Origin of the sequence: Sphingopyxis microcysteis (assembly GCF_012274265.1) — a bacterium.
GTDB classification, from domain to species: Bacteria; Pseudomonadota; Alphaproteobacteria; order Sphingomonadales; family Sphingomonadaceae; genus Sphingopyxis; species Sphingopyxis microcysteis.
This window is the reverse complement of sequence record NZ_JAANYY010000005.1, coordinates 206,270-233,264: the sequence shown is the minus strand read 5'-3', so window position 1 is coordinate 233,264 and position 26,995 is coordinate 206,270. Positions and strand designations below refer to the sequence as shown.

Here is a 26,995-nt window from a genome sequence, read left to right as displayed (position 1 = left end):
ACGGTCAAGCTAGCATCGTCCCATCTATATCTACAGATATTGCGGTCCGGTAAAACGACCGCGCTTGCCGCCGCCCACCCCAGCCCCTATGCGCCGCCACGCCATGTCCGTTCCCCTCGATCATATCGACGCTTGGGTCTTCGATCTCGACAACACGCTCTATGCGCCGTCGGCAAAGCTGTTCGACCTGATCGACGCGCGGATGGGCGCGTTCATCATGCGCTTGCTCGGCGTCGACGCGGTCGAGGCGCGGCGGGTGCAAAAGCAATATTTCCACGATCATGGTACGACGATGGCGGGGCTGATGCGCCACCATGACGTCGATCCCGAGACGTTTCTGGTCGACGTCCATGACATTGCGCTCGACCGGATCGCACCCGACATGCGGCTTCGCGCAGGGCTTGAGCGCCTGCCGGGGCGGCGACTGGTCTTCACCAACGCCGACGCCGATTATGCGGCGCGGGTGCTCGATGCGCGGGGCATTGCCGATCTGTTCGACGGCATCTGCGACATTCGTGCCACCGCCTATACGCCCAAACCCGATCCCGCGGCCTATGCCATGATGACCACCCATCTGGACATCGACCCTGCGCGCAGCCTGTTCGTCGAGGATATGGCGCGCAACCTGACCCCCGCAAAAGCGCTGGGGATGACCACCGTCTGGCTGGACAATGGCAGCGAAAGCGGCCATCGCGACCACCTGCCGGATCAGGTCGATTTTCATGTGAACGACATCACCGACTGGCTCGACAGCCTGCCTTTACCATGGGGAATTTCATGACCACCGACCTGCAAAGCACGATCGAAGCCGCGTGGGATGCGCGCGACACGCTGGGCCTGACGACGACCGGCGCGGTGCGCGAGGCAGTGGACACCGCGATCGCCGGGCTCGATGACGGCAGCTATCGCGTTGCGACACGCGACACCGACGGCGCGTGGCAGGTCAACCAGTGGCTGAAAAAGGCGGTGCTGCTGTCGTTCCGCCTCAACGACATGGCAATCATCGATGGCGGCCCCGGCGGCGCAACCTGGTGGGACAAGGTGCCTTCGAAATTCGCCGGCTGGGGCGAGAATCGTTTCCGCGACGCCGGTTTCCGCGCCGTCCCCGGTTCGATCGTCCGCCGCGGTGCCTTTATCAGCAAGGGTGCGGTGCTGATGCCGAGCTTCGTCAATATCGGCGCCTATGTCGGCGAGGGGTCGATGGTCGATGCCTGGGCCACCGTCGGCAGCTGCGCCCAGATCGGCGCCAACGTCCATCTGTCGGGCGGCGCCGGGATCGGCGGTGTACTAGAACCTCTTCAGGCCGGCCCCGTGGTGATCGAGGACGGCGCCTTCATCGGCGCGCGCGCCGAAGTCGCCGAGGGGGTGATCGTGCGCGAGGGCGCGGTGCTGTCGATGGGGGTCTATCTCGGCGCCTCGACCAAGATCATCGACCGCGCGACGGGCGAGATTTTCATTGGAGAAGTGCCACCTTACGCCGTTGTGGTCCCCGGCGCGATGCCCGGCAAGCCGCTGCCCGACGGGTCGCCCGGCCCGTCGCTTTACTGCGCGGTGATCGTCAAGCGCGTCGATGCGAAGACGCGCGCCAAGACGGGAATCAACGAGCTGCTGCGCGACTGAATCGCTCGCCACTCGTCGAAGAGTGTCTCAGCTTGGTAGAAGTTTGACATAATTTTACGACAGCCCTGCCCAAGACGGCGCGCGGTGCGGCGAACGGTCGCTGACTGGGATGGGGGATCGACTATGCGTGGTTTTTCGGGTGCTTCGGCATCGGCGGTCGCGCTCGCGCTGGCAAGCCCCGCCGCCCTGGCGCAGGAGGTCGGCGCCGTCGCTCCGTCGGCGACCGACGCGCCAACCAACGGCGCGCAGCGTTACACCCCCGGCGATTTCGCCAGCTTTTCGCCGCGCACCGCGCTCGACATGGTTGAAAAAGTGCCGGGATTCCTGATCGTCACCGGCACCAACGGGGGCGCCCGCGGGCTGGGTGCGGCGACCGAGAATGTCCTGATCAACGGCGAACGTATCGCCAATAAATCGACCGACGCGCGCAGCGCCCTGCAACGCATTGCCGCTACGCAGGTCGCCTATGTCGATATCGTCGACGGGGCCAGCCTGAATGTTCCAGGCTTGACGGGCCAGGTCGCCAATGTCGTCCTGGTCGCGGGCACGGCACAGGCGGGATTCACGACCACAATCCGCTGGCAACCCGACTGGCGCCCACGGCTCGACGACAATTGGCTGAACGGCGAGGTTTCGACGACCGGCACGATCGGCGGCACCAATGTGACGCTCAGCCTGAAGAATGAAGCCAATCGGAATGGCCATTGGGGTCCGGAGCAACGGTTTGACGGCAACGGCGTGCGGCAATCAACGCGCGACGAGTTGGCTAGCTACAGCGGTGACAGGCCGCGTCTCGCTTTGGCTCTCGCGCGCACCACGGCCGGCGGCGACAAGTGGAATTTCAATATGGGCGGCCAGTTGCAGAAGCTCGTCGATGCGGCGAGCAGCATCGCGGTGGGGCCAACGAACGGCGCTTTGCGCGAGACGTTCAAATCGGTTGAAGACGAGCATAATTTCGACGTCGGCGGCGACTATGAATTTGGGCTGGGCAAAGGACGGCTCAAACTGATCGGACTCTACCGGTTCGAACATAGCCCCAATGTCGACACCTTCATCGTCGACAGGGCGATTGGCGGGCGCAGCGGCGAGCGGTTCACGCAAACCGCCGACGAGGGCGAGTCGATCCTGCGCAGCGAATATGGCTGGCGCACCGCGGGCGGCACCGACTGGCAGGTCGCGCTGGAGGGGGCGTATAATACGCTCGACGTCGATGCCGAGTTCGCCACGCTCCAGCCCGACGGCAGCTTCCTGCCCGTCATCTTCGGCGGTGAAAAGACCAGGGTCGAGGAAAAGCGCGGCGAAGCATCGCTGACCTGGGGGCGCGCACTGGCGCCGAACCTCACCGCGCAGATCAACCTTGGCGCCGAATATAGCGCGCTGTCGTCATCGGGTCCTGATGGCCTGACGCGCCGCTTTGTGCGGCCGAAAGGGAAGCTCGCGCTGGCGTGGAAGGTCGGGCCGCGGACCACGATCAACTATCAGCTCCAGCGCCGCGTCGACCAGCTCAACTTCTTCGATTTTGCGAGTTCCGTCGATGTCGCCAACGGCCAGGGCAACGGCGGCAACGGCCTGCTGGTGCCGCCGGTGGTCAACCGCACCGAGCTGGAGTTCGTTCAGGACCTGAGCGCATGGGGCAACGCCTCGGTCGCTTTCGCTTATGCCTATGCGCAGGATCTGGTCGACCAGATCCCGCTGTCGCCGACCACCGAAGGCCGCGGCAATCTGCCGGGTGCGCATCTTTATCGCATCAGTTCAAAGGCGACGCTGCTGCTCGACCGGCTGGGCTGGAAAGGCGCGCGCATCAACAGCGACCTGACCTGGCGCCGCAACCGCGTGCGGGATCCGCTGACGGGCAGTTGGCGCGATCAGAGCGAGGGGCAGGAGTATCTGGTCGATGTCAGTCTGCGCCACGACATCCCGGGTTCGCAGCTCGCGTGGGGAGCCAGTTATTTCGACGAACATTTCAGCCCCAATGTGCGGCTCAATGCGATCGAAAATGAATATAACGACGGCGCGTTCGTTGCCGCCTTTGTCGAGCATAAGGATGTCGCGGGTTTCACGGTCAGGCTGACGTACCGCAATCTTGCCGGGCAAAAAAACCGGTTCGACCGCACGGTCTTTGTCGACCGGCGCAACGGGCCGATTGCGTTCAGCGAAAGCCGTCGGCGCGAGTTCGGACGATATTTCCAGCTCACCGTGACCGGGACGCTTTGAGCACCGTCATCCCGGCAGCGCCGGGCTGACGAGAGAAGGGCGTGAGGCCGCCTTTTACCGCTCGCTCAGATAATAGCGTTCGCGCGCAGTCAGGTCGGCGTTCAGTTCGTAAACGATCGGCTGGCCGGTCGGGATTTCGAGCCCGGTGATGTCGGCGTCCGAAATGCCCGACAGATGCTTGACCAGCGCGCGCAGGCTGTTGCCATGCGCCGAGATCAACACTGTCTTGCCGGTTGCAAGCTGGGGCGCGATCGCGCTTTCATAATAGGGAAGGACGCGCTCGATCGTGTCCTTCAGGCTTTCGGCCGAGGGGATCGCGATACCGGCGTAGCGCGGATCGCTCGCCAGATCCCACGGTGAGCCGGCTTCGAGCGGCGGCGGCGGAATGTCGAAGCTGCGGCGCCAGATCTTGACCTGTTCGTCGCCATGCTTCGCCGCGGTCTCGGCCTTGTCGAGCCCGGTCAGCCCGCCATAATGGCGCTCGTTCAAACGCCAATCCTTGGTCACCGGCAGCCACAGCCGTCCCATCGCTTCGAGCGCAAGGTTGAGGGTCTTGATCGCGCGCGACTGGACCGAGGTGAAGCAGGTATCGGGCGCGATCCCCTTCGTCTTCATCAATTCGCCCGCGGCCCAAGCCTCGGCGGCGCCCTTTTCGGTGACATCGACATCCCACCAGCCGGTGAAGCGATTTTCGAGGTTCCATTGCGACTGGCCGTGACGAATGAGGATGAGCTGGGGCATTTCGGATCCTTGCGCTGGAGAGTTTCGCAGCCCCTTAGCGCGGCTTTTCGACGAACGCCAATCGCCCTCTTGAAATGGTTTCAAGCGCACCCAGATTTGCAGCATCCGGTCGCCGATACGGGGCCGGGTGGCGATCGCGGCGCGCCGCCGCGGTCCCTGACTTCGCTTTTGAGAAAGGAAGAAAGACCATGCGTAACAGCTTTGACTGGACCCCCTATCGCCGTTCGACCGTCGGTTTCGACCGGCTGTTCGATTTTCTGGAAACGAGCGGTTCGGGCGCCGAAAATTATCCGCCGTTCGACATCGAAAAGGTCGCCGACGACCATTTCCGGATCACCGTTGCGGTTGCCGGGTTCAAGAGCGACGAAATCGAGATCGTTGCGCAGCAGAATATGCTGACCGTCAGCGGCCGCAAGGCGCCGGTCGCCGAAGGCGAAGGCCGCCAGCTGCTGTATAGCGGCATCGCGACGCGCGCGTTCGAGCGCCGCTTCCAGCTCGCCGATTTCGTGCGCGTGAGCGCCGCCGACCTGGCTGACGGACTGCTGATCATCGACCTGGTGCGCGAAGTGCCCGAGGCGATGAAGCCGCACAAGATCGCGATCGGCGGCAATGCGACCCCGACGTTGGTCGAGGACAAGCAGGCGGCGTAATCTGGCCGCAGTCCATACCCCGCACGGGGTATATGAGCGGGGTCCGGAGTCCCTTCCGGACCCCTTTTTCGTTTGGGCAGCTTGCCCGACAAGCGGAGCGTCTTGAGCGAGGTCGCTTTGACCAGTTGTTTCGCACGAAGACACGAAGATGTCGGCCTTTCCGCGAAGCGGCCTTTTCCTTGCCAAGTTGCAGCAAGGCGCAGAGCCGCCAAAAACGGGAAGCCTGATGACCGATCGCTGTTTCTTCGTGTCTTTGTGTCTTCGTGCGAAACTATTGTCTCAGACCACCCGCGTCATGAAGCGGCTGAACGGGTCGGGTTTATAGTCGGCGAAGGGCGCGCAATCGTCGAAGCCATAGCGGCGGTAGAGCGCGATCGCAGGCTCGAACGCCGCGCCCGATCCGGTTTCGAGGCTGAGCCGCGCCAGCCTCCGCCGCCTCGCTTCGTCGATGATATGGTCGAGCATCCGCGCTGCCACGCCGCGGCGCAGGAAGGCATCGGCGGTGCGCATCGACTTGATCTCGCCATGCGCGGCATCGAGTTGCTTCAGCGCCCCGCATCCCGCCAGCGTATCGCCGTCGTGGATCGACCAGAAGGTCACATTGCCCGCGCGCAATCCGTCGAAGTCGAGGAAGTGACAGCTGCCCGCGGGCGAATTGGCGAGCATCCCCGCAAAATGCTGTTCGAGCAGCGCGCGGATGGCGGCGCCCGACAGATCGTCTTCGACGATCCGCCAGTCGCCCTCCCCCGCGCCGCTCGTCACAGCATCTGATCGAGCGTCGCGAGGCACGCGTGCGCCAGCAATTTTGATCGTTCGGGCGACCAGCCGACCGCCGGATCGGGCAGGTCGTCATTGTCCTTGAACGGCATTTCGATCGTCATCGACACCGCGCCGAAACGCTCGGCGAGCTGGGTCGTCGACATCGACAGATTGGCCTTGCCCGGTGCCGCTTCGCTATAGCCAAGCGCGACCTGAAAGTCGGGGCTGTTCGCGGCGAGCGCGGCCTGGAACGCCTTGTATTTTTCCATCTGTCCGGACTTCAGCGAAGGGATCCCCTCGAACCCCGCGAGGAACACCGCGGGGATCGCTTCATCGCCATGGACGTCCATCGCCCAATCGACGCCCGTTTCATCCATCGCATTGCGGACGCACAGGACTTCGGGGCTGCGTTCGGCGGTCGGATTGTCCCATTCGCGGTTGAGGTTCACGCCCGCAAAATTGGTCCGCAAATGGCCGCGGCACGACCCGTCGGGATTCATGTTCGGGACGATGTGGAAGCGACATTTCCGGAGCAGCGAGCGCGCGTGCGGATCGGCGGGGTCGGTCAGCTTTTCCAGCGCACCCTCGACCCACCATTCGGCCATGCTCTCGCCCGGATGCTGGCGGGCATAGAGCCAGACCTGCGTGTCGCCGCTCCCCATTTCGAGGCAGTCGATCGGCTGGCCTTCGAGGCTGGTGCCGAGGCAGCGATAGGTGACGCCCTCGCACTCCGCGACGCTGGCGACGAGATCGTGGTGGCGCTCCATCGAGAAGGGCGCGAAATAGGCGATGTAGAGAATGGGGCTTTCGGCGGTATGCCGGATGGTCAGCGTGCCGGCATCATAGCTGGTGTCGAGGCGGAACCAATAGTCGCGGTCGTAGCTTGCGCACGCCGCATAGCCCGGCCAGCCGTCAGGATAGGCCGAGCTGTCGAGCCCGGTGATCGCCAGATCGAGCGCGTCGCCGATCGTGCACGACACGCGGAAATGAAACCATTGGAAGAAATCGGATTCGCGATCCTTGCGAATCGACAGGCGCGCCGCGGTGCCGTCGATCGAATCCACGACGATGTTGCCGCTGTCGAACGCGGCGTTGATGGTGATGGTCATGGGACGCTGATAGTGCGTCCCGATTCGCCGGGGAAGTCCTTGAATAAGGCCTCGGCCAATTTTGCCGCGGCGAGCGAGGGTTGCGCGGCCGGTGCCTTCACCGGAATCGCGGTAAGCGCGCGGCCTTCCCACAAAGCCTGCCCGGTCGCGGCATCGTCGATGCGCACCGAAAGCTGCAGATCGGCCATCCGCTTCGGACCGCCGCCCAGGTTGACCCCGATACCGAGCCCGACGCCCGACCCATAGCTGCCGGTCGAACCGCCAACCCCGACCGATACCGGCGAGCGCCGCGCCGCCATCGGCTGTTCGCTCCGCTCAAAGACGATACGGACAAGCAGCGGCGCGCGTTCGTTGCTGCCCGCAGCGACCAGCCCCAGCCGCTGCAACTGCTGGTCGACAGCGGCGCGGTAGCTGTTCCATTCGAGCGACGGCATGCCCGCCGCGGGACCATCGAGCGGCGCGGTCGCGATCGCGTAACGCGTTCCGGGCGCCCAGCCCGGCGCGGCATTGTGGAAGCGCGTGACCTCGACCGGCGGGACCGCGGTGGCACAGCCGCCGAGCGAAAGCGCCGCTGCGCAAAGCAGGGCGACAGAAATTTGACGCGTCATCCCGTCATCATGCGCCAGCAAATATGGCTTGGCAATGAATGGGATGCCGCCGCGGTGCGGCGGCGTCCGGTTCAGCGATAAAAGATGTGGTTGTCGATCTGCGCGATGCGCGTCTTGCGCCAGCCCGGCGAGACATAGCGGGCGTGAAAGAACAGTGCGCCCGGCGCATGATTCTTCCAGCTGCCGTCGCGCGCGATCTGTGCGATCGCAAGGGCGTTGTTCCACTGGGCGCCTTCGCGGACTGCCGGCATCTTGCCGCCGCGCACAAAGCTGAACTGGCTTTTCTGATGGACGACACCGCACAGGCTCTTGGGAAAGCGGCCCGACTGGGCGCGGTTGATCACGACATGCGCGACCGCAAGCTGGCCGGGAAGCGATTCGCCGCGCGATTCGAAATAGACCGCACCGGCGAGGCAGCGCAGTTCGGGGTCGATGTCGGCGGGGCGCGGGGTCGCGGCGACGAGCGCGGCGAGCGATTCGGCGGTCACCGGGGTCGGCTTCGCTTCCGGCGCGGGGGTCTGTTCGTCGTTCTTGCTGATGTCTGCCACCGGCGCATCGGCCTCGATCGACAGATCCGCCTGATCGGTCGCGACCGGCGCGGGTGCGCTCGGGGCGATCAGGGCGGGAAGATTGGCGTCGGCAGCAAGATCGCTCGCAAAACCGGGTTCCGCCAAAAGCAGCATGGTCGCGACCGTCATGCCGACGGCAGCCACGCTGGCTGTATTCAGGATGCGACTCATATTGTCCGTCAAAAGTGCGGCCGATGAACCGAACCTCTCAAAACAAGCGGGGGACTATGGTCCAGTATCGCCGCTTGCGGTCATCGTCCGACTGCGTGTCCAGCCCGTTCTGCCGGGGCATCGCCTTGACGATGCAACCCGCGGGCCGACCTACGCGTTATCGAATGCGCGCTACCTATTGTGCGCTGCAACAGAGTCAAGTTAACGCGGCCCACTCCGCGACGATTCGTGGCGCATCTGCGATATCCAGTTCGACGATCCACAGATCAGGATCGGCCTTTTGCCGCCGGTTCTGGTAGTTGGCGCGCGATTCACCATCTTTGGGGTCGGCGGGGCCGACCGCCTCCCATATATAGTCGCCAGACGGGGAAAAGCGCCGTTCAAGCAACGGCCCGGGCTGGCCGCGCTCGGCGCATTGGACAAGGATGATCCCCGAATGCTCGTCGCCCTTGACGAGGATCGTCGCAAATCCGCCCGCCGATTCGGTGCGGCGCAGCAGCAGGTCGACAAGGAAGCGGCTGGTCAGCCGCGTCATGCGCCAGTTCGCACCGCGGCGTCAGGCCGCGTCACGCGTTTCGGTATCGGCGAGCAGCGCATAGAGCGCTTCGTCGCTTTTGGCCCCGCGCAGCCGCTCGGCGATCGCTTCGTTGCGCAGCATCCGCGACACCCCGGCCAGCGCCTTGAGGTGATCGGCACCGGCGTCGAGCGGCGACAGCAGCACGAACAACAGATCGACCGGCAGGCCGTCGACCGCGTTGAAGTCGATCGGGCGCGACAATTGCAGAAACAGCCCGCGCACCCCGGTCAGATCGGCCATCTTGGCGTGCGGCAGCGCGATTCCGCGCCCGAAACCGGTCGAACCGAGGCGCTCGCGTTCGAGCAGAGCTTCGCTGACTTCGCCCGCGTCGAGCCCGAGCGAGCGGCTGGCGAGGTCGCCGACAAAGGGAAAAAGCGCCTTTTTCGAATCGAGCTGGACGTGCGCGCGCACGGTCGCGGGATAGAGAAGGGAAGAAAGGTTCATGGTTCTGGTCAAATCTGTGTAGCCGCCGGGCAATTGGGCCGGGCACTCCGCAAGGACGATCGCGGCGAGGTCATACCGGAGCCCCGCCATACCGGCATAGGACGTATTGGGCGCGGCCCTTATGCCGGTTGGCGAAGAAAATCCAGCCCTATCGTGGTTCGACCCAGCCGATCGTCCCGTCGTCGCGGCGATAGACCATATTGTGCGAACCCGTCTTGCTGTTGACGAACAGCAAGGCGTTGGTGTTGCGAAGGTCGAGCATCATCACCGCGTCGGAGACGCTGCTGTTGGGGATGTCGACGCGCGTTTCGGCGATGATCGCGGGCGCGTCGCCGGCATCTTCCTCGCCGCCGCCGTCGAAAACGATGTAGCTGGCATTGTCGTCGATCTCGTCGACCGTCGGTGAAGGCTGCGCCGGACCGTTGTTGCGATCCTTCAATCGTCGCATATAGCGGCGCAGCTGCTTTTCGATGCGCTCGGCCGCCCCCTCGAACGCGACATGCGCGTCCTGCGCCTGGCCATGCCCCTTGAGCACCAGCCCCTGCATCACATGCGCGACGATGTCGCACTGGAAACTGTCGTGCGGCCCTTTGCCAAAGGTCGCGTGCGCCCCGATCGCGCGCGAAAAATATTTGTCGGCAATCGCGTTCATCCGGTCCGACACATGCGCCTGCAGCGCTTCGCCGGTTTCGATCTGGTGGCCAGAGACGCGGATTTCCATTTTTCTTCTCCTTCTTGGCCGGTGCGATGGCTTATGCGATCGCCATCACACCGTATCGAGCCACAGCGGCTGGTTCAGCCCTGCGACAAATTCGGCATGGCGTGCCAGATCGGCGGCCGATGCCATATGGGGTCGGGGTTCGCGGAACGGACGATCGCCACCGCGCGGTACCGCGGGGGCCGCGGCGGCGAGCGTCGGGGCGGTCGTCGCCGACGCCGCGAGTCCCAGCCCGATCTGCCGACCGCCGGTCATTTCGATGTAGAGATGCGCGAGCAGTTCGGCATCGAGCAGCGCGCCATGCTTGACGCGGTGGCTGCGGTCGATGCCGTAGCGCGTGCACAGCGCGTCGAGGCTGTGCTTGGCGCCGGGATGGAGCTTGCGCGCCATCTGGACCGTGCAGCACATCCGCGCCATGTCGAGCGCGGGACGTCCCGCGCGCGCGAGTTCGGCGTTGACGAAACCGAAGTCGAACGCGGCATTGTGCGCGACCAGCGGCGCGTCGCCGAGAAATTCGAGCAGATCGTCGACGCGGGTCGCGAACAGCGGTTTGTCGGACAGGAACTGGATCGACAGGCCGTGCACCGCCTCGGCGGCGGCGGGCATGTCGCGTTCGGGATTGAAATAGGCGTGGAAGGTCTGGCCGGTTTCGCGGCGGTCGACCAGTTCGATGCACCCGATTTCGACCAGCCTGTCCCCGGTCTTGGGATCGAATCCCGTGGTTTCCGTATCGAAGATAATCTCGCGCATTGAGCAGTTAATCTGGACCCTATCGGGTGCGGAAACAAGAGGCGATGGCGCGAATCTGGCGATGCGTCTCGCTTTTCGGTCCGCCCGTTTCGATAATGAAATCGGCGCGCGCGCGCTTGACGCGGTCGGGAACCTGCAGACGGCGAATCGCCTTCAGACGGTCATAAGTCATCCCCGGGCGGCGCATGACGCGCTTGGTCTGCATCCAGGTCGGCGCCGACACCACCGCGATCGCACCGACGCGGCGCCAGCCGCCCTTTTCGAACAAGAGCGGGATGTCGAGGACCACGACGTCGCGCGCGCGGTGGCGGGCCAGGAATTTCTTCTGCGCCCGGAACACCGCAGGATGGACGATCGCCTCGAGCGCGGCGAGTTCATGGCGGTTACCGAGCACCAGCCCCCCCAGTTTCTGGCGATCGACGCCGCCGGGTCCGGTGGTGCCGGGAAAGCGCGCCTCGATCGCGGCGACGAGCGCGCCGCCCGGCCCCTGCAACCGGTGGACTTCGGCGTCGGCGTCGAACACCGGCACGCCTTCATGCTCGAACATCGCCGCCGCGGTCGATTTGCCCATGCCGATCGATCCGGTGAGGCCGAGGATGAAGGGTCGCCGCAGCCGCGAACCGGGGCGCGGATGGTGCCTCATGCGGTGAGCAGCCCGCGCAGTTCGTCGTCACGGCCTTCGGGCGGCGGAGCGCCAAAAAATAGCTCGAAGGCAAGCGCGGCCTGGCCGATCAGCATGTCGAGCCCGTCGACGGTGTCGAGCCCGCGCGCCTCGGCGGCCTTGAGCAACATGGTCTGAAGCGGCGCATAGACGAGGTCATAGACGATCGCATCGTCCGGGAGCGGCGAGAGATCGAGGTCGAGCGGCGGCTGGCCGGTCATCCCGAGGCTGCTCGAATTGACCAGCAGCGATACCGGCGGAAGCGATGAATCGAGCCCGACAACCTCGCCCTTGAGGCCAAAGGTCGCGAGCAGCCCCATGGCTTTCAATGGACTGCGATTGAGGATTGTCACATGTCCAACCCCCGCGCGCGCGAGCGCGAACAGCACGGCCCGCGCCGCGCCGCCCGCGCCCACCACGGCGACCGGCGCACCCTCCAGATCGAGGTCGGCCAGCGGCGCATAAAAACCCGCGGCATCGGTATTGGTACCGATGACCGACCCGTCGGGCTGGCGAACGATCGTGTTCATCGCGCCGATCGTCCCGCGGATATTGCCCGGATCATCGACCAGATCCATGACCGCCACCTTGTGCGGGATCGTGACATTGCAGCCGCGCCAATCGGGGTCGGCGCGGCGCTGTTCGACAAAGGCGGCGAGCGCGTCGGGCGTGACGTGGGAACGGCGATAATCGCCCGCGAGGCCCAAGGCGTCGAGCCAGAATTTGTGGATCAGCGGGGATTTCGATTGCGCGATCGGATCGCCGATCACCTCGGCATAGGATGGCCCGCTCATGACGGTGCCAGCCCGGTCGTGCGGAGCCACGACAAGAGCGGCAGCATCGGCATCCCGACGATGGTCCAGGGATCGCCTTCGACCCGGTCGAACAATTGCACGCCCGCTCCTTCAATCTCGTAACAGCCGACGGTCCAGCGGATGCTGTCCCAATGCTCCGCGACATAGGCGGTGATGAACGCGTCCGACAAGGGACGCATCCACAGCTTCGCCTCGCCCACCGCGCGCCACACCGGCGACCCATCGCGCGCCGCGACCACGGCGCTGAACAGGCGGTGGCGCGTCCCCGCCATACGGCGCAAATGGTCCGCGGCCTCTTCGGGACTGGCGGGTTTGGTCAGCATCGCGCCATCATCGAGGGCGAGCGTCGAGTCGGCGCCGATCACGGTGACGCCGGGCAGGCGCGACGAGATTTTGATCGCCTTGGCCTCGGCGAGCGCGTCGGCGATATTGCGCGCGGTCTGACCGGTGGCGAGCAGCGACGCGGTGAGCGCTTCTTCATCGACATGCGCGGCGGTGGTTTCAAATTCCAGCCCGGCGGCGCGGAGCATCGCCGCGCGGCCGCTGCTTTGCGAGGCGAGCAGCAACGTCATGCGCTCGCCCGATCTTCGACCAGCTTGATCACCGCCGCGGCGGTTTCCTCAATCGAACGCCGCGTGACGTCGATCACCGGCCAGCCGTTGTCGGCGAACATCCGCCGCGCATAGGCGAGCTCGGCCTTCACGCGTTCGTCGTCGACATAGGAGGTTTCGGGCGCCTGGTTGAGCGAGAGCAGCCGGTTGCGTCGGACCTGGACCAGCCGGTCGAGCCCGGTCGTCAGCCCGACGACCATCGGGCGCTTGAGCCGGTACAGGGCGTCGGGGGGCGGCGATTCGGGGACGATCGGGATGTTCGCGGTCTTGAAGCCGCGGTTGGCGAGATAGATGCTGGTCGGCGTCTTTGAAGTGCGCGACACCCCGGCGAGCACAATGTCGGCCTGTTCCCAATTTTCCCAGCCGATGCCATCGTCATGCGCGACGGTGAACTGGATCGCCTCGACCCGCGCGAAATAGGCGGCGTCGAGCTGATGCTGGCGGCCCGGCCGCGCCTTTGCTTCCTGACCCAGCATGCGCGACAAGGCGTCGGTCACCGCGTCGAGCGCGGGGACGAGCGGCAGATTGAGCGCGCCGGCGCGGCGTTCGAGGCTGGCGCGCAGCTCGCCGTTCACCAGCGTGAACAGGATCATCCCCGGACTCGCCTGCACCTCGGCCATGATGCGGTCGAGATGCGATTCCGATCGCACCATCGGCCAGAAATGGCGCACGACCTCGACATCGTCGAACTGCGCAATCGCCGCCTTGGCGATATTTTCGAGTGTCTCACCCGTGGAGTCGGATATGAGATGAAGGTGAAGCCGGCCCATCGCGTCACTTGGGCCAAAGGCGTGGAAAAAGGCAAGCAGGGAGGTGGAGGAGAAGACCGGGGATTTCCAGATCATCCCCATTTCCGTTCGTGTCGAGTGAGGTCGAGACACCCCGAAGCCGTGCGCTCTCCAAGCGTGTCTCGACGTCGCTCGACATGGACGGGATGTGGGGTGCGGCTCGTCGAAAACGCTCCACGGCACCGCCTGTGGATAAGTTTGGGGCAAGCGCCGGGAGCAAATCGGGACGATGGATTCATCCCCGACGCTGCCGATTCCGCTCCACCTGTTTTCCACAAGGGACGAATCTTATCCACAGGCTGTGAATTAGGGGGATCGTGCCTTGCGACTCTGGACGCCGACGTATCGATCGGGGAGTCAAGCTGTTGGCAAAAGGGACGCCCCGGCCTAAAGCCGCGCTTGTCCGGCGACCAACAAACCACCACAATCCTATTTAAATATTTATGAAGAGAGAAAGAGGGGCCGCGTGAAGGCGTCATCGAAAAACCTGCTCGCAACGCTGCGCGGAGCACGGCAGGAACGTCCAGCGCTCTGGCTGATGCGTCAGGCCGGGCGCTATCTGCCCGAATATCGCGCGCTGCGGGAAACCAAGGGCGGTTTTCTCGAGCTTTGCTACGATCCCGAAGCGGCGGCCGAAGTGACGTTGCAACCGATCCGGCGCTTTGGTTTCGACGGCTCGATTCTCTTTTCGGACATCCTCGTCGTCCCGCACGCGCTTGGTCAGCATTTGTGGTTCGAGGCGGGCGAGGGGCCGCGGCTCGCTCCGCCGCTGGTGGACGCAACCTTGGCATCGCTCGAAGCCGCGCCCGAGCGGCTTGATCCCATTTATGCAACCGTCGCGCGCGTCGCGTCGGCGCTTCCTCCCGAAACGACCTTTCTGGGCTTTGCAGGCAGTCCGTGGACGGTCGCTACCTATATGGTGGCGGGGCAGGGGTCGAAGGACCAGGCCGCCGCGCGGCGCATGGCATTCGGCGATCCGGAAGGCTTCCAGACCATCATCGACGCGATCGTCGATGTTACGGTAAATTACCTCGCGGGCCAGATCGAACATGGCGTCGAAGCCGTGCAATTGTTCGACAGCTGGGCGGGCAGCCTCAGCCCGGCGCAGTTCGAACGCTGGGTCATCGCGCCGAATGCCGAAATCGTCCGCCGTCTGAAGGCCATCCATCCCGACACCCCGGTGATCGGCTTTCCGAAGGGGGCGGGCGGGAAACTCCGCGCCTATGCCGACGAAACCCGCGTCGACGCGATCGGGCTCGACGAGACGGTCGATCCGGTGTGGGCCGACGCGGCGCTGCCGCCGCACCTTCCCGTGCAGGGCAATCTCGACCCGCTTGCGCTCGTCGCGGGCGGCGAAGCGCTCGACGCCGCGATCGACCGCATCCTTGTGGCCTTCCCGGCGCGTCCCCATATCTTCAATCTCGGCCACGGGATCGTGCCCGACACGCCGATCGCGCATGTCGAGCATCTGATCAGGCGCGTTCGCGGCGGGTAATTATGGCAGACTGGGCAGGATTTTTGGGGGCGACGATGCTTTGGGTCAAAGCCGCGCATATCATATTCGTGATTTTCCTGATGGCCGGCCTGTTCATGATGCCGCGCTTCTTCGTCTATCACCACCAATGCCCGGTCGGATCGGACGAAGATATAAAGTGGATCGAGCGCGAGGACCGGCTCCGCCGGATCATCCTGAACCCGTCGCTGACGATCGTCTGGCTGCTCGGGCTGCTGCTCGCCTTCAACGGCAATTATTGGGGTGAAACCTGGTTCATCGCCAAATTCATCCTGGTGCTTGCGCTGTCGGGCTATCACGGCTGGATGATCGGTTATTTCAAAAAGCTGCAACAGGGTTTGCGGCCGCTGACCGAAAAGCAGCTCCGGCTGCTCAACGAAGTCCCCGGCGTCGCCGCGGCGATCATCGTGATCCTCGCGGTCATTCGTCCCTGATCGCGCGCCGCTGGCGCGCGGATCGAGGCCAGCCCGATTGACTTGGCATGGCGCGAGGGATAGGGGCCATGGCAATCCCGCCAGTCGGGCGGCGCTTCCCCAGCGTCGGAGCTATCGCAAACGGTCGTCCCCCGGCCGGATAGGCACCCTTGCGGTGCAATGAAAAACAACGGCATTTTTTCCTGAATATCACCCGGAATCCATCCCATGCATCTTAAAGAACTCAAAACCAAAGCGCCCGCCCAGCTCGTCGAAATGGCGGAAGAACTGGGCGTCGAGGGCGCATCGACGCTGCGCAAGCAGGACCTGATGTTCTCGATCCTGAAAGAACTCGCCGAAGAGGGCGAAGAAATCATCGGTTCGGGTACGATCGAGGTTCTCCCCGACTCGTTCGGGTTCCTGCGCTCGTCGGATGCCAATTATCTTGCGGGTCCCGACGACATTTATGTCTCGCCGAACCAGGTCCGCAAATATGGCTTGCGCACCGGTGATACGGTTGAGGGCGAGATCCGCGCCCCGCGCGATGGCGAGCGTTACTTCGCGCTGACCAAGCTGATCAGCGTCAATTTCGACGATCCCGACGTTGTTCGCCACCGCGTCAATTTCGACAATCTGACGCCGCTCTATCCGAACCAGAAGCTGTCGCTCGACACGGTCGATCCGACGGTGAAGGACAAGTCGGCGCGCGTCATCGACCTCGTCAGCCCGCAGGGCAAGGGTCAGCGCGCGCTGATCGTCGCGCCGCCGCGCACGGGTAAGACAGTGCTCTTGCAGAATATCGCCAAGGCGATCACCGACAACCATCCCGAGGTTTACCTCATCGTCCTCCTCGTCGACGAACGTCCCGAGGAAGTCACCGACATGCAGCGCAGCGTGAACGGCGAGGTTGTCTCCTCGACCTTCGACGAGCCCGCGACGCGCCACGTCCAGGTCGCCGAAATGGTGATCGAAAAGGCCAAGCGCCTCGTCGAGCACAAGAAGGATGTCGTCATCCTGCTCGACTCGATCACCCGCCTTGGCCGCGCCTACAACACTGTCGTCCCCTCGTCGGGCAAGGTGCTGACCGGCGGCGTCGACGCCAATGCGCTCCAGCGTCCGAAGCGCTTCTTCGGCGCCGCGCGCAACATCGAGGAGGGCGGTTCGCTGTCGATCATCGCGACTGCGCTGATCGATACCGGCAGCCGCATGGACGAAGTGATCTTCGAAGAATTCAAGGGAACCGGTAACTCGGAAATCGTCCTCGACCGCAAGGTTGCCGACAAGCGCATCTTCCCGTCGCTCGACGTCGGCAAGTCGGGAACCCGCAAGGAAGAATTGCTCGTCGAGAAGGACAAGCTGTCGAAAATGTGGGTGCTGCGCCGCATCCTCATGCAGATGGGCACGATCGACGCGATGGAATTCCTGCTCGACAAGATCAAGGATTCGAAGACCAACGAAGATTTCTTCGATTCGATGAATCAATAGTCGCGCCCCGGCGGGATGATCGTCGAACAGGCCTTGTTGCAGGTTCGGCCCGGGCAGGGCGCCGCTTTCGAACGCGCCCTTGCCTCCGCCCGCCCACTGATCGCCGCCTCGCCCGGTTTTTTGGGCATGGAAGTGCGGCGTGGGTGCGAAGCGATGGAAACCTACTTGCTGATCGTGCATTGGGACCGCATGGAAGACCATCGCGATGGTTTCCGCCGCTCCGAACGATATGAGCAGTGGCGGGCGCTGTTGCATCCCTTTTATGACCCGATGCCGGTCGTGCTTTATTTCGGAGAGCCTGTGTGATTGACCTTTTGTTGACCGCCGCCACCACGGCCGCACAGGGCTTTGGTGGCCCCAGCGAGATCTGGGGCCATATCGTCAATGATTTCTCGAACATCACCGAACCCGCCGCAATGGCGGCGTTTTTGCAGGTGTTGCTGATCGACCTCGTGCTGGCGGGCGACAATGCGATCGTCGTCGGCGCGCTCGCCGCGGGCCTGCCGCCCGAACAGCGCCGCAAGGTGATCCTGATCGGCGTCCTCGCCGCGCTCGTCTTGCGCATCGCCTTTGCGCTGGTCGTCACCCAGCTGCTGCAGATTGTCGGGCTGATCTTCATCGGCGGCCTGCTGCTCGCCTGGGTGGCCTGGAAAATGTGGCGCGAATTGCGCGATGGCGCGCATTCGGCCGGTTCGCCCGAAATTGTCGGCGACGAACATTCGGGGCTGAAGCCTGCCAAGAGCTTCGCCGGTGCCGCCTGGGCAGTCGCCATCGCCGACGTCAGCATGAGCCTCGACAATGTGCTCGCGGTCGCCGGGGCGGCGCGCGATCATCCGGGGATCATGATCGTCGGCCTGATCGTTGCGGTCGCGCTGATGGGCCTCGCGGCGAACATCATCGCCAAATATATCGAGCGTTATCGCTGGATCGCCTACATCGGTCTCGCGGTCATCGTCTATGTCGCGGTCAAGATGATCTACGACGGCTGGGTCGACCCGTCGGTCGGGCTCGGGACGCTGCTTGGCTAAACCAAGCCCGGGTAAATGTTCGCGCGGCCGGCTGCGGCCGGTCGCGCGACAGGCTCTGCCCCAAACGACTTGGTTTTCGCCGTCGCCGCCCCATTTATTGCCGATGGCGTTGCTTCATCTCACCAAGGTTGCGGTCGGCTGTGCGCAGGTCGAAACCTTTGCGCGCCGGGTCGCGGCGCGGGCGAGCGAAGGCGAATTGCGCGTACCGACACGGATGCGGCCGAAGCGGATGGACGAGCTGGTCGGTGGCTATCTGCACTGGATCATCAAGCACCGGATCGTCGCGCGGCAACGGATCTTGCGCTTCGACGATCGCAAGGATGGCCGGGTCGATATCGTCTGTTCGGACGATCTGGAAATCCTGCCGCCGCTGCCCAAGCGCGCGCATCAGGGGTGGCGCTATCTCGCCGATGAGGATGCGCCCAGGGGCATGGCGGATCGGGATGGCGCCGCAGACCTGCCGACGCACCTCTACCGCGAACTCGCCGCGCTGATGCTGATCTAGCGCGTCATCCTTGCGCGGCGAGCATCGCGCCCATCTTCTCCCACACCTTGTTGATCGCCTTGAGCGGACGGACCATCACCTTGAAATCGGATATTTTTCCGTCGCCATTCCAACGGATGATGTCGACGCCGTTGATGTGGATGCCGTCGAGCGTCGTCGCAAACTCCAGCATCGCCTGATCGCCATCGATGATTTCGCGTTCGTAACGGAAGTCGTCACCGCCGAGCACATGGCTCGCCGCATGAAGGTAAGCAAAGACCTTGTCGCGCCCTTCCTGCGCGGTGTGGACGACGGGCGAGTGGAACACGGCATCGGCGGCGAGCATGTCGCGCAGCGCCTGCGGATCGCCGCCGCCATTCATATAGGCGTGCCAGGCCGCCACGCCCGCGTGGGCCGTTCCGCCGCCGTTCATGCCAGATGCTCGGCGAAAAAGGCCTTGGTGCGGCCATCGGCAAGCTGGGCGCCCGCTTCATCGCGGCGGTTCCCGCTCGTCGCGGCAAAGCCGTGGTCGAGCCCGGGATAGTTGTGGAGCGTGACCTTGGGATGCGGGTCGAGCCCTTCGTGCATCTTGGCCTGCGCTTCCGGCCCGACGAGATGATCGCTGGTGGGAATATGCAGCATCAGCGGATGCGCGATCGCGTGGCTTTCGTTCAGCATCTGGTCGATCATCACGCCATAATAGCCGACCGATGCGCTGATGTCGGTGCGCGCCGCCGCCATATAGGCCAGCCGTCCGCCAAGGCAGAAGCCGACGCAGCCGACCTTGGCGGCGCCCTGGGCGTGAAGCCAGCGGATCGCCGCCTCGATGTCCTTGACCCCGTCGTCGGCATCATATTGACCGAAATAGCCGAAAGCTTCCTGCAATTCGGCCTCGACATCGGGGTCCAGCTCGACCCCGGGAGCAAAACGCCAGAACAGGTCGGGGGCGATCGCAAGATAGCCCTGCGCCGCCCAGTCGTCGCATTTTTCGCGGATCCCGGCGTTCACACCGAAGATTTCGGGGATGACGATGATCGCGCGCGACCCGTCGGCGTCGGGACGCGCGACATAGGCGGGAATAGCGTTGGTCCCATCGAGCGCGGGGATGGTGATGTTGGTCGCGGCCATATGGGAGCTCTCCTGTCTCTTGCTTCTTTGCTGTGAAAGCGCGAAGCTAGCGGGGCCGCGAGCATGGCTCAAGCGGCTAACCGGCATTTCGGGGCGGAGACAGGCGATGAAGTTCAATATCGAGATCGATTGCACCCCCGAAGAGGCGCGGCGCCTGTTCGGGCTTCCCGACCTCGAACCGCTGCACGACATCTATCTTTCGCGCGTCAAGGAATTGATGGCGAAGGGGATCACGCCCGACATGGTGCAATCGATGGTCAAGACCTGGGTGCCGATGGGTGGCAGCGGCCTCGAGCTTGTCCAGTCGCTGCTCGGCCAGTTCGGTGGCGGATTGATGGGCGGATCGAAGTCGGCCGGCGAAAGCGGCGACGACAAGCCCGCCAAGGGGCGCAAGAGCTGAACCAAAGCCAGGTGACCAACACGATCTTTGCGCTGTCGAGCGGGATGCCGCCGGCGGCGATCGGTGTCGTGCGCGTCAGCGGGCCCCACGCCGCAGCGGCGCTGCAGGCGCTGGCGGGACGCTTGCCCGCGCCGCGTCGCGCGTCGCTGGTGGAGCTCAGCGACGGGGAAGGTGCCCCGCTCGACCGGGCGCTTGTCCTGTGGTTTCCGGGGCCGGCGACGGCGACGGGCGAGGATCTTGCCGAATTGCATCTGCATGGCGGGCGTGCGGTCGTCGCGGCGGTCGAGGCAGCGCTGGGCGCGATGTCCGGGCTGCGGCGCGCCGAGCCGGGCGAGTTTACCCGGCGCGCCTTCGACAATGGCCGGATCGACCTCGCCGAGGCCGAGGGGCTGGCCGATCTGCTCGCGGCTGAGACCGAAAGCCAGCGGGTGCAGGCTTTGGGCATGGCCAGCGGACATGTGTCGCGGGCCGTCGCGGGGTGGCAGGAGCGGCTGCTGACGCTGATGGCGGGCGCCGAGGCCGAGCTCAATTTTGCCGACGAAGATGATGTCGAAGTTGGCGAAGTTGTTGTGCAGCGCTTGATTGCGGGGATGGCAGCTTTGGCGGGCGAGCTGGACGAATGGCTGGCGCGGCCCGCGGCCGAGGTGATCTCGGAAGGGTTGTCGGTGGTGATCGCGGGGCCACCAAATGCCGGAAAATCAACTTTAATCAATGCCTTGGTGCAAAGGGAACTCGCGATCGTATCGCCCGTGGCGGGAACGACGCGCGATGTGATCGAAACGCCGCTGGCGCTCGACGGCATCGCGATGCGCTTTTCGGATACCGCCGGGATTCGCGGCGAAGGCGCCGATGCGATCGAGACGATCGGAATCGACCGTGCGAAGGCGGCGATCGACGCCGCCGATATATTGCTCTGGCTTGGCTCGCCGAAGGCAGCGCCCGACCATCCGCGCGCGATCCTGATCGCAGCGCAAGCCGATCGCTGGAAGGGTGATGCCGCCGCCGAAGCCGAAGCGGCGCGGTGCGACCTGACGCTGTCGGCGGCGACGGGCGAGGGGATGGACAAGCTGCATCGCATGATCGTCGAGATGGCGCGGACATTGTTGCCGCGCGAAGGCGAAGCGGCGCTGCGCCAGCGTCAGCGTGCGGCACTTTCCGAAGCAAAACAATGTCTTGATATTGAATCCGGGTCGCGCGAGGCGGGCGACCTGATCCTGCTCGCCGAACGGATGCGCCTCGCGGCGACAGCGCTCGACCGGATCACCGGACGCGCGGGGGTCGAGGACATGCTCGACACGCTGTTTGGGCGTTTCTGCATCGGCAAATGATGTTCCACGTGAAACGACAGTTCCGGAGACGGCGGACGTAAGCCCCATTTCGTCTCACACGAACCTACAAAGACGGGGTGTAGGCCTGCTGGCGGACGCGCCATCTTTGTGTCTTTGTGTGAGATATTTCATGACCTACGCGCTGATGGATTCGAGCGGCGGTTTCGGCTATGCGCTCCACAATCATGCAGAATTCAGCGATTTTCGATGTCATCGTCGTTGGCGGCGGGCATGCCGGGACCGAGGCCGCCGCGGCCGCGGCGCGGCTTGGCGCGCGCGTCGCGCTCGTCAGTTTCGATCCGGCGCTGATCGGGACGATGTCGTGCAACCCCGCGATCGGCGGGCTGGGCAAGGGACATCTGATGCGCGAGGTCGACGCGCTCGACGGCTGGATGGCGCGCGCTGCCGACGCGGCGGCGATCCATTATCGGATGCTCAACGCGTCGAAGGGTGCCGCGGTGCAGGGGCCGCGGATCCAGGCCGACCGCAAATTATATCGCGACGCGATCCAGACTTTGCTTGCCGCGGAGAAGGGCATCACGGTGGTTGCCGGCGAAGCGGCAGCGCTGCGATTGTCGAACGCAGGGTGCGTCGAGGGGCTCGAGCTTGCTGATGGCCCGGCGCTGACCGCGAGCGCAGTCGTGCTCGCAACGGGCACATTCCTCGGTGGAAAATTGTTCCGCGGCGAGGAGCGCATGGAGGGGGGGCGCATCGGCGAAGCTGGCGCACACCGGCTTTCCGACCAGTTGCGCGCCGCCGACCTGCCGATGGCGCGGCTCAAGACGGGGACGCCGCCACGGCTCGATGGACGCACGATCGATTGGGCGCGGCTCGGCGAGCAGCCGTCGGACAGCGCCGAACGGGCAAGCTGGACCTGTTCCACGTGGAACAGGAAACGCACGGTACCGCAGATTTTCTGCGCGATCACGCGCACGAACAGCGAGTCGCATGCGATTATCGCGGCGAACCTCGATCGCTCGCCGCTATTCACCGGCGCGATCGGCGCAGCGGGACCGCGCTACTGCCCGTCGATCGAGGACAAGATCCACCGCTTCGCCGACCGCGACGGGCATCAGGTTTTCCTGGAGCCCGAGGGGCTCGACACGCACCTTGTCTATCCGAACGGGATTTCGACCTCGCTGCCGGCCGATGTCCAGCTCGCGATGCTGCGGACGATGGACGGGCTGGAATCGGTCGAGATGGTCGTGCCGGGCTATGCGGTCGAATATGATCATATCGATCCGCGCGCGCTCGACCGGACATTGCAAGTGCGCGCGATGCCCGGCGTCTGGTGCGCGGGCCAAATCAACGGCACGACCGGATATGAGGAAGCTGCGGCACAGGGGCTGGTCGCGGGGGCCAATGCGGCGCTCAGCGTTCAGGGGCGCGATCCGCTGGTCCTCGATCGAAGCGAATCATACATCGGCGTGATGGTCGACGATTTGGTCTTGCAGGGAGTGACGGAGCCGTATCGGATGCTGACCGCGCGCGCCGAATATCGGCTGCGGCTCCGCGCCGACAATGCCGCGACACGGCTGACGCCGAAAGGGATCGAATTGGGGCTGGTGCGTCCGGCGACCGCGGCGCTGTTCGCGGCGCGGATGGCCGAGCGGGCGCGGGCCGAAGCTTTGCTCGATGTCGTGGTGAGCACCGCCGACTATGCCTCGGTCGAGCTGACGCTGCCCGGCGACGGGATCGCGCGCAAGCGGATCGACCTGCTACGCTATCCCGAGATAACGATGGCGCGGCTCGCGCGGCTTGCGCCCGAACTCGATGCTATCGACCCCGCAATTCTGTCGGAGGTCGCCGAGGATGCCCATTATGCACCCTATATCGCGCGGCAGGACGCCGAATTGCGGTCCTTGGCGGCGAATGAGGCGATATTGCTCGACGCGGCGCTCGACTATGCCGCGATCGGCGGACTGTCGCGCGAGATGGTCGAACGGCTGACCAAGGCGCGGCCCGAAACGCTGGGGCAGGCGGGGCGGATCGATGGGGTGACGCCCGCCGCGCTCACCGCGATCCTAGTGCATAGTCGGCGGCGGGCGGCTTGATTTCGAGTCGGCGTGTTTTCGACAATCTCACGCAAAGGCGCGAAGGCGCAAAGAAGGATAAGCCCGCGTTGCGGGGAAGGTGAAAGAACGACAGTGGCGGACGCCGAGCTATTGCATGATGAAGGCGCTGCGCGCGACTGGCTGGATCGGGCGTTCGCGCCCACGGCGGAGCAATGGGCGCGGCTGGAGCGTTTTGCGGCGCTGCTGGTGGCCGAGAATGATCGGCAGAATCTGATCGCCGCGTCGACGATTCCGACGCTCTGGGTGCGGCACATCGCCGACAGCGCGCAATTGTTGACGCTCGACAGGGGCGGTCAGGGGCTTTGGATCGACCTGGGGAGCGGGCCGGGGTTGCCCGGGCTGGTCGTCGCGATCCTGTCGGAGCGGCCGATGCTGCTCGTCGAATCGCGTCGGCGGCGCTGCGATTTCCTGCGTGCGGTGGTCACCGAGCTGGGGCTGGATCATGTCGAGGTCGCCGAAGCGCCGCTCGAGCGGGTCGCAACGCGGCCCGCGGAGACGATCAGCGCGCGGGCGTTCGCGCCGCTTGATCGGCTCATCGACTTATCCGCGCGTTTTTCCACCGAATCGACGCACTGGCTGCTGCCAAAGGGGCGAAACGCAGTTAAGGAACTGGCGTTGTTGCCGCAGCCGTGGCAGAATCTGTTTCACGTGGAACAAAGCCGTACTGACGCCGACAGCCAGATTCTGGTCGGTGTCGGGAAAATCCCGGCAAAACAGCGAGGAAAAGCATGATCCGCATTGCCGTGGCGAACCAGAAGGGCGGGGTTGGCAAGACGACGACGGCGATCAACCTGGCGACCGCGCTTGCGGCGACGGGCTGGCGAACGCTGATCATCGACCTCGATCCGCAAGGCAATGCTTCGACCGGGCTCGGGATCAAGCAGGCGCAGCGCGAATATTCGAGCTATGAATTGCTGCGCGGCGATGCGCCGCTCGCCGATTGCGCGGTGCCGACGGCGGTGCCGCGGCTGGACATCGTTCCGGCAACGGTCGACCTGTCGGGCGCCGAGATCGAGCTCATTGAATTTGCCGATCGGCTCCACCGGCTCGAACAGGCGCTGACCGGTGCCGAGGCGGGCCAATGGGACATCTGCCTGATCGATTGCCCGCCATCGCTGGGCATGTTGACGCTCAACGCGCTGATCGCTGCCGAATCGCTGATCGTGCCGCTGCAGTGCGAGTTTTTTGCGCTCGAGGGGCTGAGCCAGCTGCTCACCACGGTCGAGCGGGTGCGCGAGCGCTTCAACCAGAAGCTGTCGATTTTGGGGGTCGCGCTGACGATGTTCGATCGCCGCAACCGGTTGACCGACCAGGTTTCGGACGACGTTCGCGAAGTGCTGGGGCCGGTGGTGTTTCAAACCGTCATTCCGCGCAACGTCCGCCTGTCCGAAGCGCCGAGTCACGGCCTTCCGGCGCTGATCTATGATCATCGCTGCGCCGGGTCGGCGGCGTATATCGCGCTGGCGCGCGAGCTGATCGATCGCCTGCCCAACGTCCGCAAGGCTGCATAAATGTCTGATTATAAAGATGAAAATCCTTCTTCTCCGGCGCGCAAGCGCCCCTCGGGGCTGGGGCGCGGGCTGAACGCGCTGTTCGGCGATGTCGCCGCCGAAGCGCCGGTGCTGGCGACGGCGGGGAGTGCCGCAAAGGCCGCGCCGACGGCTTCGGGCGATGCGGTACAGCATGTCCCGCTGGGGTCGATTCGCCCGTTGCCCGGCCAGCCGCGGCGCCATTTCGACGAGGCGGCGATCGCCGAACTCGCCGATTCGATCGGGCTCCGCGGATTGCTCCAGCCGATCATCGTCCGCCGGTCACCCGATGGCGAGGGATATCAGCTCGTTGCGGGTGAGCGCCGCTGGCGCGCGGCGCAGCGCGCCGGACTGCACCAGATACCCGCGCTGATCCGCGAGCTCGACGACGCCGCGACCTATGAGATTGCGCTGGTCGAGAATATTCAGCGGCAGGACCTGAACGCGATCGAAGAGGCTGGCGCCTATCGCCGCCTGATCGACGATTTCGGACATAATCAGGAGGCGCTGGCAAAGCTGGTCGGCAAGTCGCGCAGCCATGTCGCCAATCTGATGCGGCTGCTCGACCTGCCCGACGTGGTGCAGGCGCTGGTCGGTGACGGATCGCTGGCGATGGGGCATGCGCGCGCGCTGATCGGCGCTGCCGATGCCGAAGCGATCGCGCGGCGGATCGTCAAGGAAGGGCTGTCGGTGCGCGCGGTCGAGGCGCTGGTGCGCGACGGCAAGGGCGGCGGACGGAAGGCGCCGCTGGAATATAAGAGCATGGACGGGGTCGGGCGCGATCCTGATATCGTCGCGGTCGAGCGTCACTTGTCCGAGCTGCTCGGGATCGGGGTTGCGATCCAATATGGTGGCGGCGGCAAGGGTCATCTGACCCTGAAATTCGCCTCGCTCGATCAGCTTGACATGATTTGCCAGCGGCTGAGCGGCGAGGGGATCTGAAGCTTGCCCGTCATCCCGGCCTTTGCCGGGATGACGAATAGGTGGTGCGAATCAGGCGCGGTCTTGTCCCGATATTCGATTCTCTCCACCGCGCTAAATTTGTGCCACTCCGGGCCGTTAAAGCAGGGCGGAAGGTTCCGATGACCCGCTCGATATCAGGATAAGCCCCTGATTTATCTCGCTTACCAAGGGTAAGGCGAGCCAATTCCTACTGCGCTGTTAACCAAGCTTGCTGGCAAAAGCTGAACCTGTCGCCCGCTAAAGAGGTCGGCGAATGGGGTGGGATATCCATTCGCGTTTCGACAATCAGTTTTCGAATTAAGGGACCAAACATATGCGCAAATTTGGAATGAAGCGCGCCGTCGTCGGCGCCGCGATTGCTGCCCTCGCCCTGAACGCCCCGGCGGCGCATGCGGCTTCGGCAACGGCAACGGCCACCGCCAAGATCCTGCGTCAGATCACGCTGACCAACACCAGCGCCCTGCAATATGCCACGATCATCAGCGGCGCCACCGCTTCGACCGTTCAGGTCAGCACGGCGGGCGCCCGCACCTGCGGCGCGGGCCTGACCTGCACCGGCACCACGACCGCTGCCAACTTTGACGTGCAGGGCACCGACGGCGCGGTCGTGCTCGTCGGCGGCGACCCGAGCGTCACGCTCAACGGGTCGCTGGGCGGCACGATGACGTCGTCGCTGACCTATTCGGTCCCGAACATCACGCTCGGCGCGACCGGCGGCAATTTCCAGGTCGGCGGCACGCTGAGCGTCGGCGCCAACCAGACCGCGGGCGACTATACCGGGACGTTCAACGTCACCGCCAACTATCAATAAGGTGGGGGGTATGGCGGGCTTAATGGCCCGCCA

The 26,995-nt window shown here is 64.7% G+C and carries 32 protein-coding genes; 17 read left to right on the top strand and 15 right to left on the bottom strand.

Features of this window, described 5'->3' with window-relative positions; genetic code table 11:
* Positions 1-103: 103 nt before the first annotated feature.
* The 3 genes from G9408_RS14995 (at position 104) to G9408_RS14985 (ending at position 3,834) form a co-directional block, all read left to right on the top strand.
* Complete coding sequence (locus G9408_RS14995) at positions 104-781, top strand: pyrimidine 5'-nucleotidase (protein WP_168454761.1); 678 nt, start codon at positions 104-106, stop codon at positions 779-781.
* On the top strand, positions 778-1,620 hold the full coding sequence (dapD, locus tag G9408_RS14990; RefSeq protein ID WP_168454760.1) for a 2,3,4,5-tetrahydropyridine-2,6-dicarboxylate N-succinyltransferase: 843 nt from the start codon (positions 778-780) through the stop codon (positions 1,618-1,620). Before G9408_RS14995 ends, dapD begins: the two co-directional genes overlap by 4 nt.
* 123 nt (positions 1,621-1,743) lie before the next feature.
* Complete coding sequence (locus G9408_RS14985; RefSeq protein WP_168454759.1) at positions 1,744-3,834, top strand: TonB-dependent receptor; 2,091 nt, start codon at positions 1,744-1,746, stop codon at positions 3,832-3,834.
* Between the two features lie 54 nt (positions 3,835-3,888).
* Here G9408_RS14985 and gpmA read toward each other — a convergent pair whose 3' ends face one another.
* Positions 3,889-4,575: a 2,3-diphosphoglycerate-dependent phosphoglycerate mutase gene (gene gpmA / locus G9408_RS14980; RefSeq protein WP_168454758.1), complete on the bottom strand. Its 687-nt coding sequence runs from the start codon at positions 4,573-4,575 to the stop codon at positions 3,889-3,891.
* 188 nt (positions 4,576-4,763) lie between these two features.
* Here gpmA and G9408_RS14975 point away from each other — a divergent pair, with 188 nt between their 5' ends.
* Positions 4,764-5,225: an Hsp20 family protein gene (locus tag G9408_RS14975; protein WP_120217686.1), complete on the top strand. Its 462-nt coding sequence runs from the start codon at positions 4,764-4,766 to the stop codon at positions 5,223-5,225.
* A gap of 279 nt (positions 5,226-5,504) precedes the next feature.
* Here G9408_RS14975 and G9408_RS14970 read toward each other — a convergent pair whose 3' ends face one another.
* The 12 genes from G9408_RS14970 to G9408_RS14915 all read right to left on the bottom strand — a co-directional run bounded on the left by G9408_RS14970 (position 5,505) and on the right by G9408_RS14915 (position 13,787).
* The gene (locus G9408_RS14970; protein WP_328804480.1) at positions 5,505-5,987 is read right to left on the bottom strand and encodes a GNAT family N-acetyltransferase; all 483 of its coding nucleotides are present in this window, start codon (positions 5,985-5,987) and stop codon (positions 5,505-5,507) included.
* Positions 5,984-7,093 (bottom strand): M14 family metallopeptidase, encoded by a 1,110-nt coding sequence (locus G9408_RS14965; RefSeq protein ID WP_168454757.1) that lies wholly within the window; start codon positions 7,091-7,093, stop codon positions 5,984-5,986. Before G9408_RS14965 ends, G9408_RS14970 begins: the two co-directional genes overlap by 4 nt.
* A complete protein-coding gene (locus G9408_RS14960) occupies positions 7,090-7,701 on the bottom strand; it encodes a DUF4136 domain-containing protein (RefSeq protein ID WP_168454756.1) in 612 nt (203 codons plus the stop codon). Before G9408_RS14960 ends, G9408_RS14965 begins: the two co-directional genes overlap by 4 nt.
* Positions 7,702-7,772: 71 nt before the next feature.
* On the bottom strand, positions 7,773-8,441 hold the full coding sequence (locus G9408_RS14955; RefSeq protein ID WP_168454755.1) for a cell wall hydrolase: 669 nt from the start codon (positions 8,439-8,441) through the stop codon (positions 7,773-7,775).
* Positions 8,442-8,637: 196 nt separating this feature from the next.
* On the bottom strand, positions 8,638-8,976 hold the full coding sequence (locus G9408_RS14950; protein WP_168454754.1) for a DUF1491 family protein: 339 nt from the start codon (positions 8,974-8,976) through the stop codon (positions 8,638-8,640).
* A gap of 21 nt (positions 8,977-8,997) precedes the next feature.
* Entirely contained in the window at positions 8,998-9,462 is a 465-nt protein-coding gene (locus G9408_RS14945; protein ID WP_088439859.1) for a PTS sugar transporter subunit IIA, read from the bottom strand.
* Between the two features lie 148 nt (positions 9,463-9,610).
* The gene (hpf, locus tag G9408_RS14940) at positions 9,611-10,183 is read right to left on the bottom strand and encodes a ribosome hibernation-promoting factor, HPF/YfiA family (RefSeq protein WP_168454753.1); all 573 of its coding nucleotides are present in this window, start codon (positions 10,181-10,183) and stop codon (positions 9,611-9,613) included.
* Between the two features lie 45 nt (positions 10,184-10,228).
* On the bottom strand, positions 10,229-10,930 hold the full coding sequence (dnaQ, locus tag G9408_RS14935; protein WP_168454752.1) for a DNA polymerase III subunit epsilon: 702 nt from the start codon (positions 10,928-10,930) through the stop codon (positions 10,229-10,231).
* A 19-nt stretch (positions 10,931-10,949) separates the two neighbouring features.
* Positions 10,950-11,573, bottom strand: a complete 624-nt coding sequence (coaE, locus tag G9408_RS14930; protein WP_168454751.1) for a dephospho-CoA kinase — start codon at positions 11,571-11,573, stop codon at positions 10,950-10,952.
* Positions 11,570-12,385 (bottom strand): shikimate dehydrogenase, encoded by an 816-nt coding sequence (aroE, locus tag G9408_RS14925; RefSeq protein ID WP_168454750.1) that lies wholly within the window; start codon positions 12,383-12,385, stop codon positions 11,570-11,572. Before aroE ends, coaE begins: the two co-directional genes overlap by 4 nt.
* On the bottom strand, positions 12,382-12,978 hold the full coding sequence (locus G9408_RS14920) for a Maf family protein (protein ID WP_168454749.1): 597 nt from the start codon (positions 12,976-12,978) through the stop codon (positions 12,382-12,384). The genes aroE and G9408_RS14920 overlap by 4 nt, the downstream gene beginning before the upstream one ends.
* The gene (locus G9408_RS14915) at positions 12,975-13,787 is read right to left on the bottom strand and encodes a pyruvate, water dikinase regulatory protein (protein WP_120217677.1); all 813 of its coding nucleotides are present in this window, start codon (positions 13,785-13,787) and stop codon (positions 12,975-12,977) included. Before G9408_RS14915 ends, G9408_RS14920 begins: the two co-directional genes overlap by 4 nt.
* A gap of 484 nt (positions 13,788-14,271) precedes the next feature.
* On the opposite strand from G9408_RS14915, the gene hemE reads away from it, so the two are divergent.
* The 6 genes from hemE (at position 14,272) to G9408_RS14885 (ending at position 18,749) form a co-directional block, all read left to right on the top strand.
* Positions 14,272-15,300: a uroporphyrinogen decarboxylase gene (hemE, locus tag G9408_RS14910; protein ID WP_168454748.1), complete on the top strand. Its 1,029-nt coding sequence runs from the start codon at positions 14,272-14,274 to the stop codon at positions 15,298-15,300.
* Between the two features lie 2 nt (positions 15,301-15,302).
* A complete protein-coding gene (locus G9408_RS14905) occupies positions 15,303-15,752 on the top strand; it encodes a CopD family protein (protein ID WP_168454747.1) in 450 nt (149 codons plus the stop codon).
* A 207-nt stretch (positions 15,753-15,959) separates the two neighbouring features.
* Positions 15,960-17,216: a transcription termination factor Rho gene (gene rho, locus G9408_RS14900; protein WP_168454746.1), complete on the top strand. Its 1,257-nt coding sequence runs from the start codon at positions 15,960-15,962 to the stop codon at positions 17,214-17,216.
* Between the two features lie 15 nt (positions 17,217-17,231).
* Complete coding sequence (locus tag G9408_RS14895; protein ID WP_168454745.1) at positions 17,232-17,522, top strand: antibiotic biosynthesis monooxygenase family protein; 291 nt, start codon at positions 17,232-17,234, stop codon at positions 17,520-17,522.
* On the top strand, positions 17,519-18,244 hold the full coding sequence (locus G9408_RS14890) for a TerC family protein (RefSeq protein ID WP_120217672.1): 726 nt from the start codon (positions 17,519-17,521) through the stop codon (positions 18,242-18,244). The genes G9408_RS14895 and G9408_RS14890 overlap by 4 nt, the downstream gene beginning before the upstream one ends.
* Positions 18,245-18,347: 103 nt before the next feature.
* Positions 18,348-18,749, top strand: coding sequence for a DUF1489 family protein (locus tag G9408_RS14885; protein WP_168454744.1), 402 nt, complete (start codon positions 18,348-18,350; stop codon positions 18,747-18,749).
* A 4-nt stretch (positions 18,750-18,753) separates the two neighbouring features.
* Here the strand turns inward: G9408_RS14885 and G9408_RS14880 are convergent, their stop codons facing one another.
* Positions 18,754-19,161 (bottom strand): nuclear transport factor 2 family protein, encoded by a 408-nt coding sequence (locus tag G9408_RS14880; protein ID WP_168454743.1) that lies wholly within the window; start codon positions 19,159-19,161, stop codon positions 18,754-18,756.
* Positions 19,158-19,856, bottom strand: a complete 699-nt coding sequence (locus tag G9408_RS14875) for a dienelactone hydrolase family protein (RefSeq protein WP_168454742.1) — start codon at positions 19,854-19,856, stop codon at positions 19,158-19,160. The genes G9408_RS14880 and G9408_RS14875 overlap by 4 nt, the downstream gene beginning before the upstream one ends.
* Positions 19,857-19,962: 106 nt before the next feature.
* On the opposite strand from G9408_RS14875, the gene G9408_RS14870 reads away from it, so the two are divergent.
* From G9408_RS14870 to G9408_RS14840, 7 genes are all read left to right on the top strand, one after another.
* Positions 19,963-20,256: a DUF6489 family protein gene (locus G9408_RS14870; RefSeq protein WP_168454741.1), complete on the top strand. Its 294-nt coding sequence runs from the start codon at positions 19,963-19,965 to the stop codon at positions 20,254-20,256.
* An 11-nt stretch (positions 20,257-20,267) separates the two neighbouring features.
* Positions 20,268-21,584 (top strand): tRNA uridine-5-carboxymethylaminomethyl(34) synthesis GTPase MnmE, encoded by a 1,317-nt coding sequence (gene mnmE, locus G9408_RS14865; protein WP_168454740.1) that lies wholly within the window; start codon positions 20,268-20,270, stop codon positions 21,582-21,584.
* A 185-nt stretch (positions 21,585-21,769) separates the two neighbouring features.
* On the top strand, positions 21,770-23,638 hold the full coding sequence (gene mnmG / locus G9408_RS14860; RefSeq protein WP_168454739.1) for a tRNA uridine-5-carboxymethylaminomethyl(34) synthesis enzyme MnmG: 1,869 nt from the start codon (positions 21,770-21,772) through the stop codon (positions 23,636-23,638).
* 93 nt (positions 23,639-23,731) lie between these two features.
* Positions 23,732-24,391, top strand: coding sequence for a 16S rRNA (guanine(527)-N(7))-methyltransferase RsmG (rsmG, locus tag G9408_RS14855; protein ID WP_328804479.1), 660 nt, complete (start codon positions 23,732-23,734; stop codon positions 24,389-24,391).
* Positions 24,388-25,170, top strand: coding sequence for a ParA family protein (locus G9408_RS14850; RefSeq protein WP_120217666.1), 783 nt, complete (start codon positions 24,388-24,390; stop codon positions 25,168-25,170). Before rsmG ends, G9408_RS14850 begins: the two co-directional genes overlap by 4 nt.
* Positions 25,171-26,130 (top strand): ParB/RepB/Spo0J family partition protein, encoded by a 960-nt coding sequence (locus G9408_RS14845; protein ID WP_168454738.1) that lies wholly within the window; start codon positions 25,171-25,173, stop codon positions 26,128-26,130.
* A gap of 334 nt (positions 26,131-26,464) precedes the next feature.
* A complete protein-coding gene (locus G9408_RS14840) occupies positions 26,465-26,962 on the top strand; it encodes a DUF4402 domain-containing protein (protein ID WP_120217664.1) in 498 nt (165 codons plus the stop codon).
* Positions 26,963-26,995: the final 33 nt, after the last annotated feature.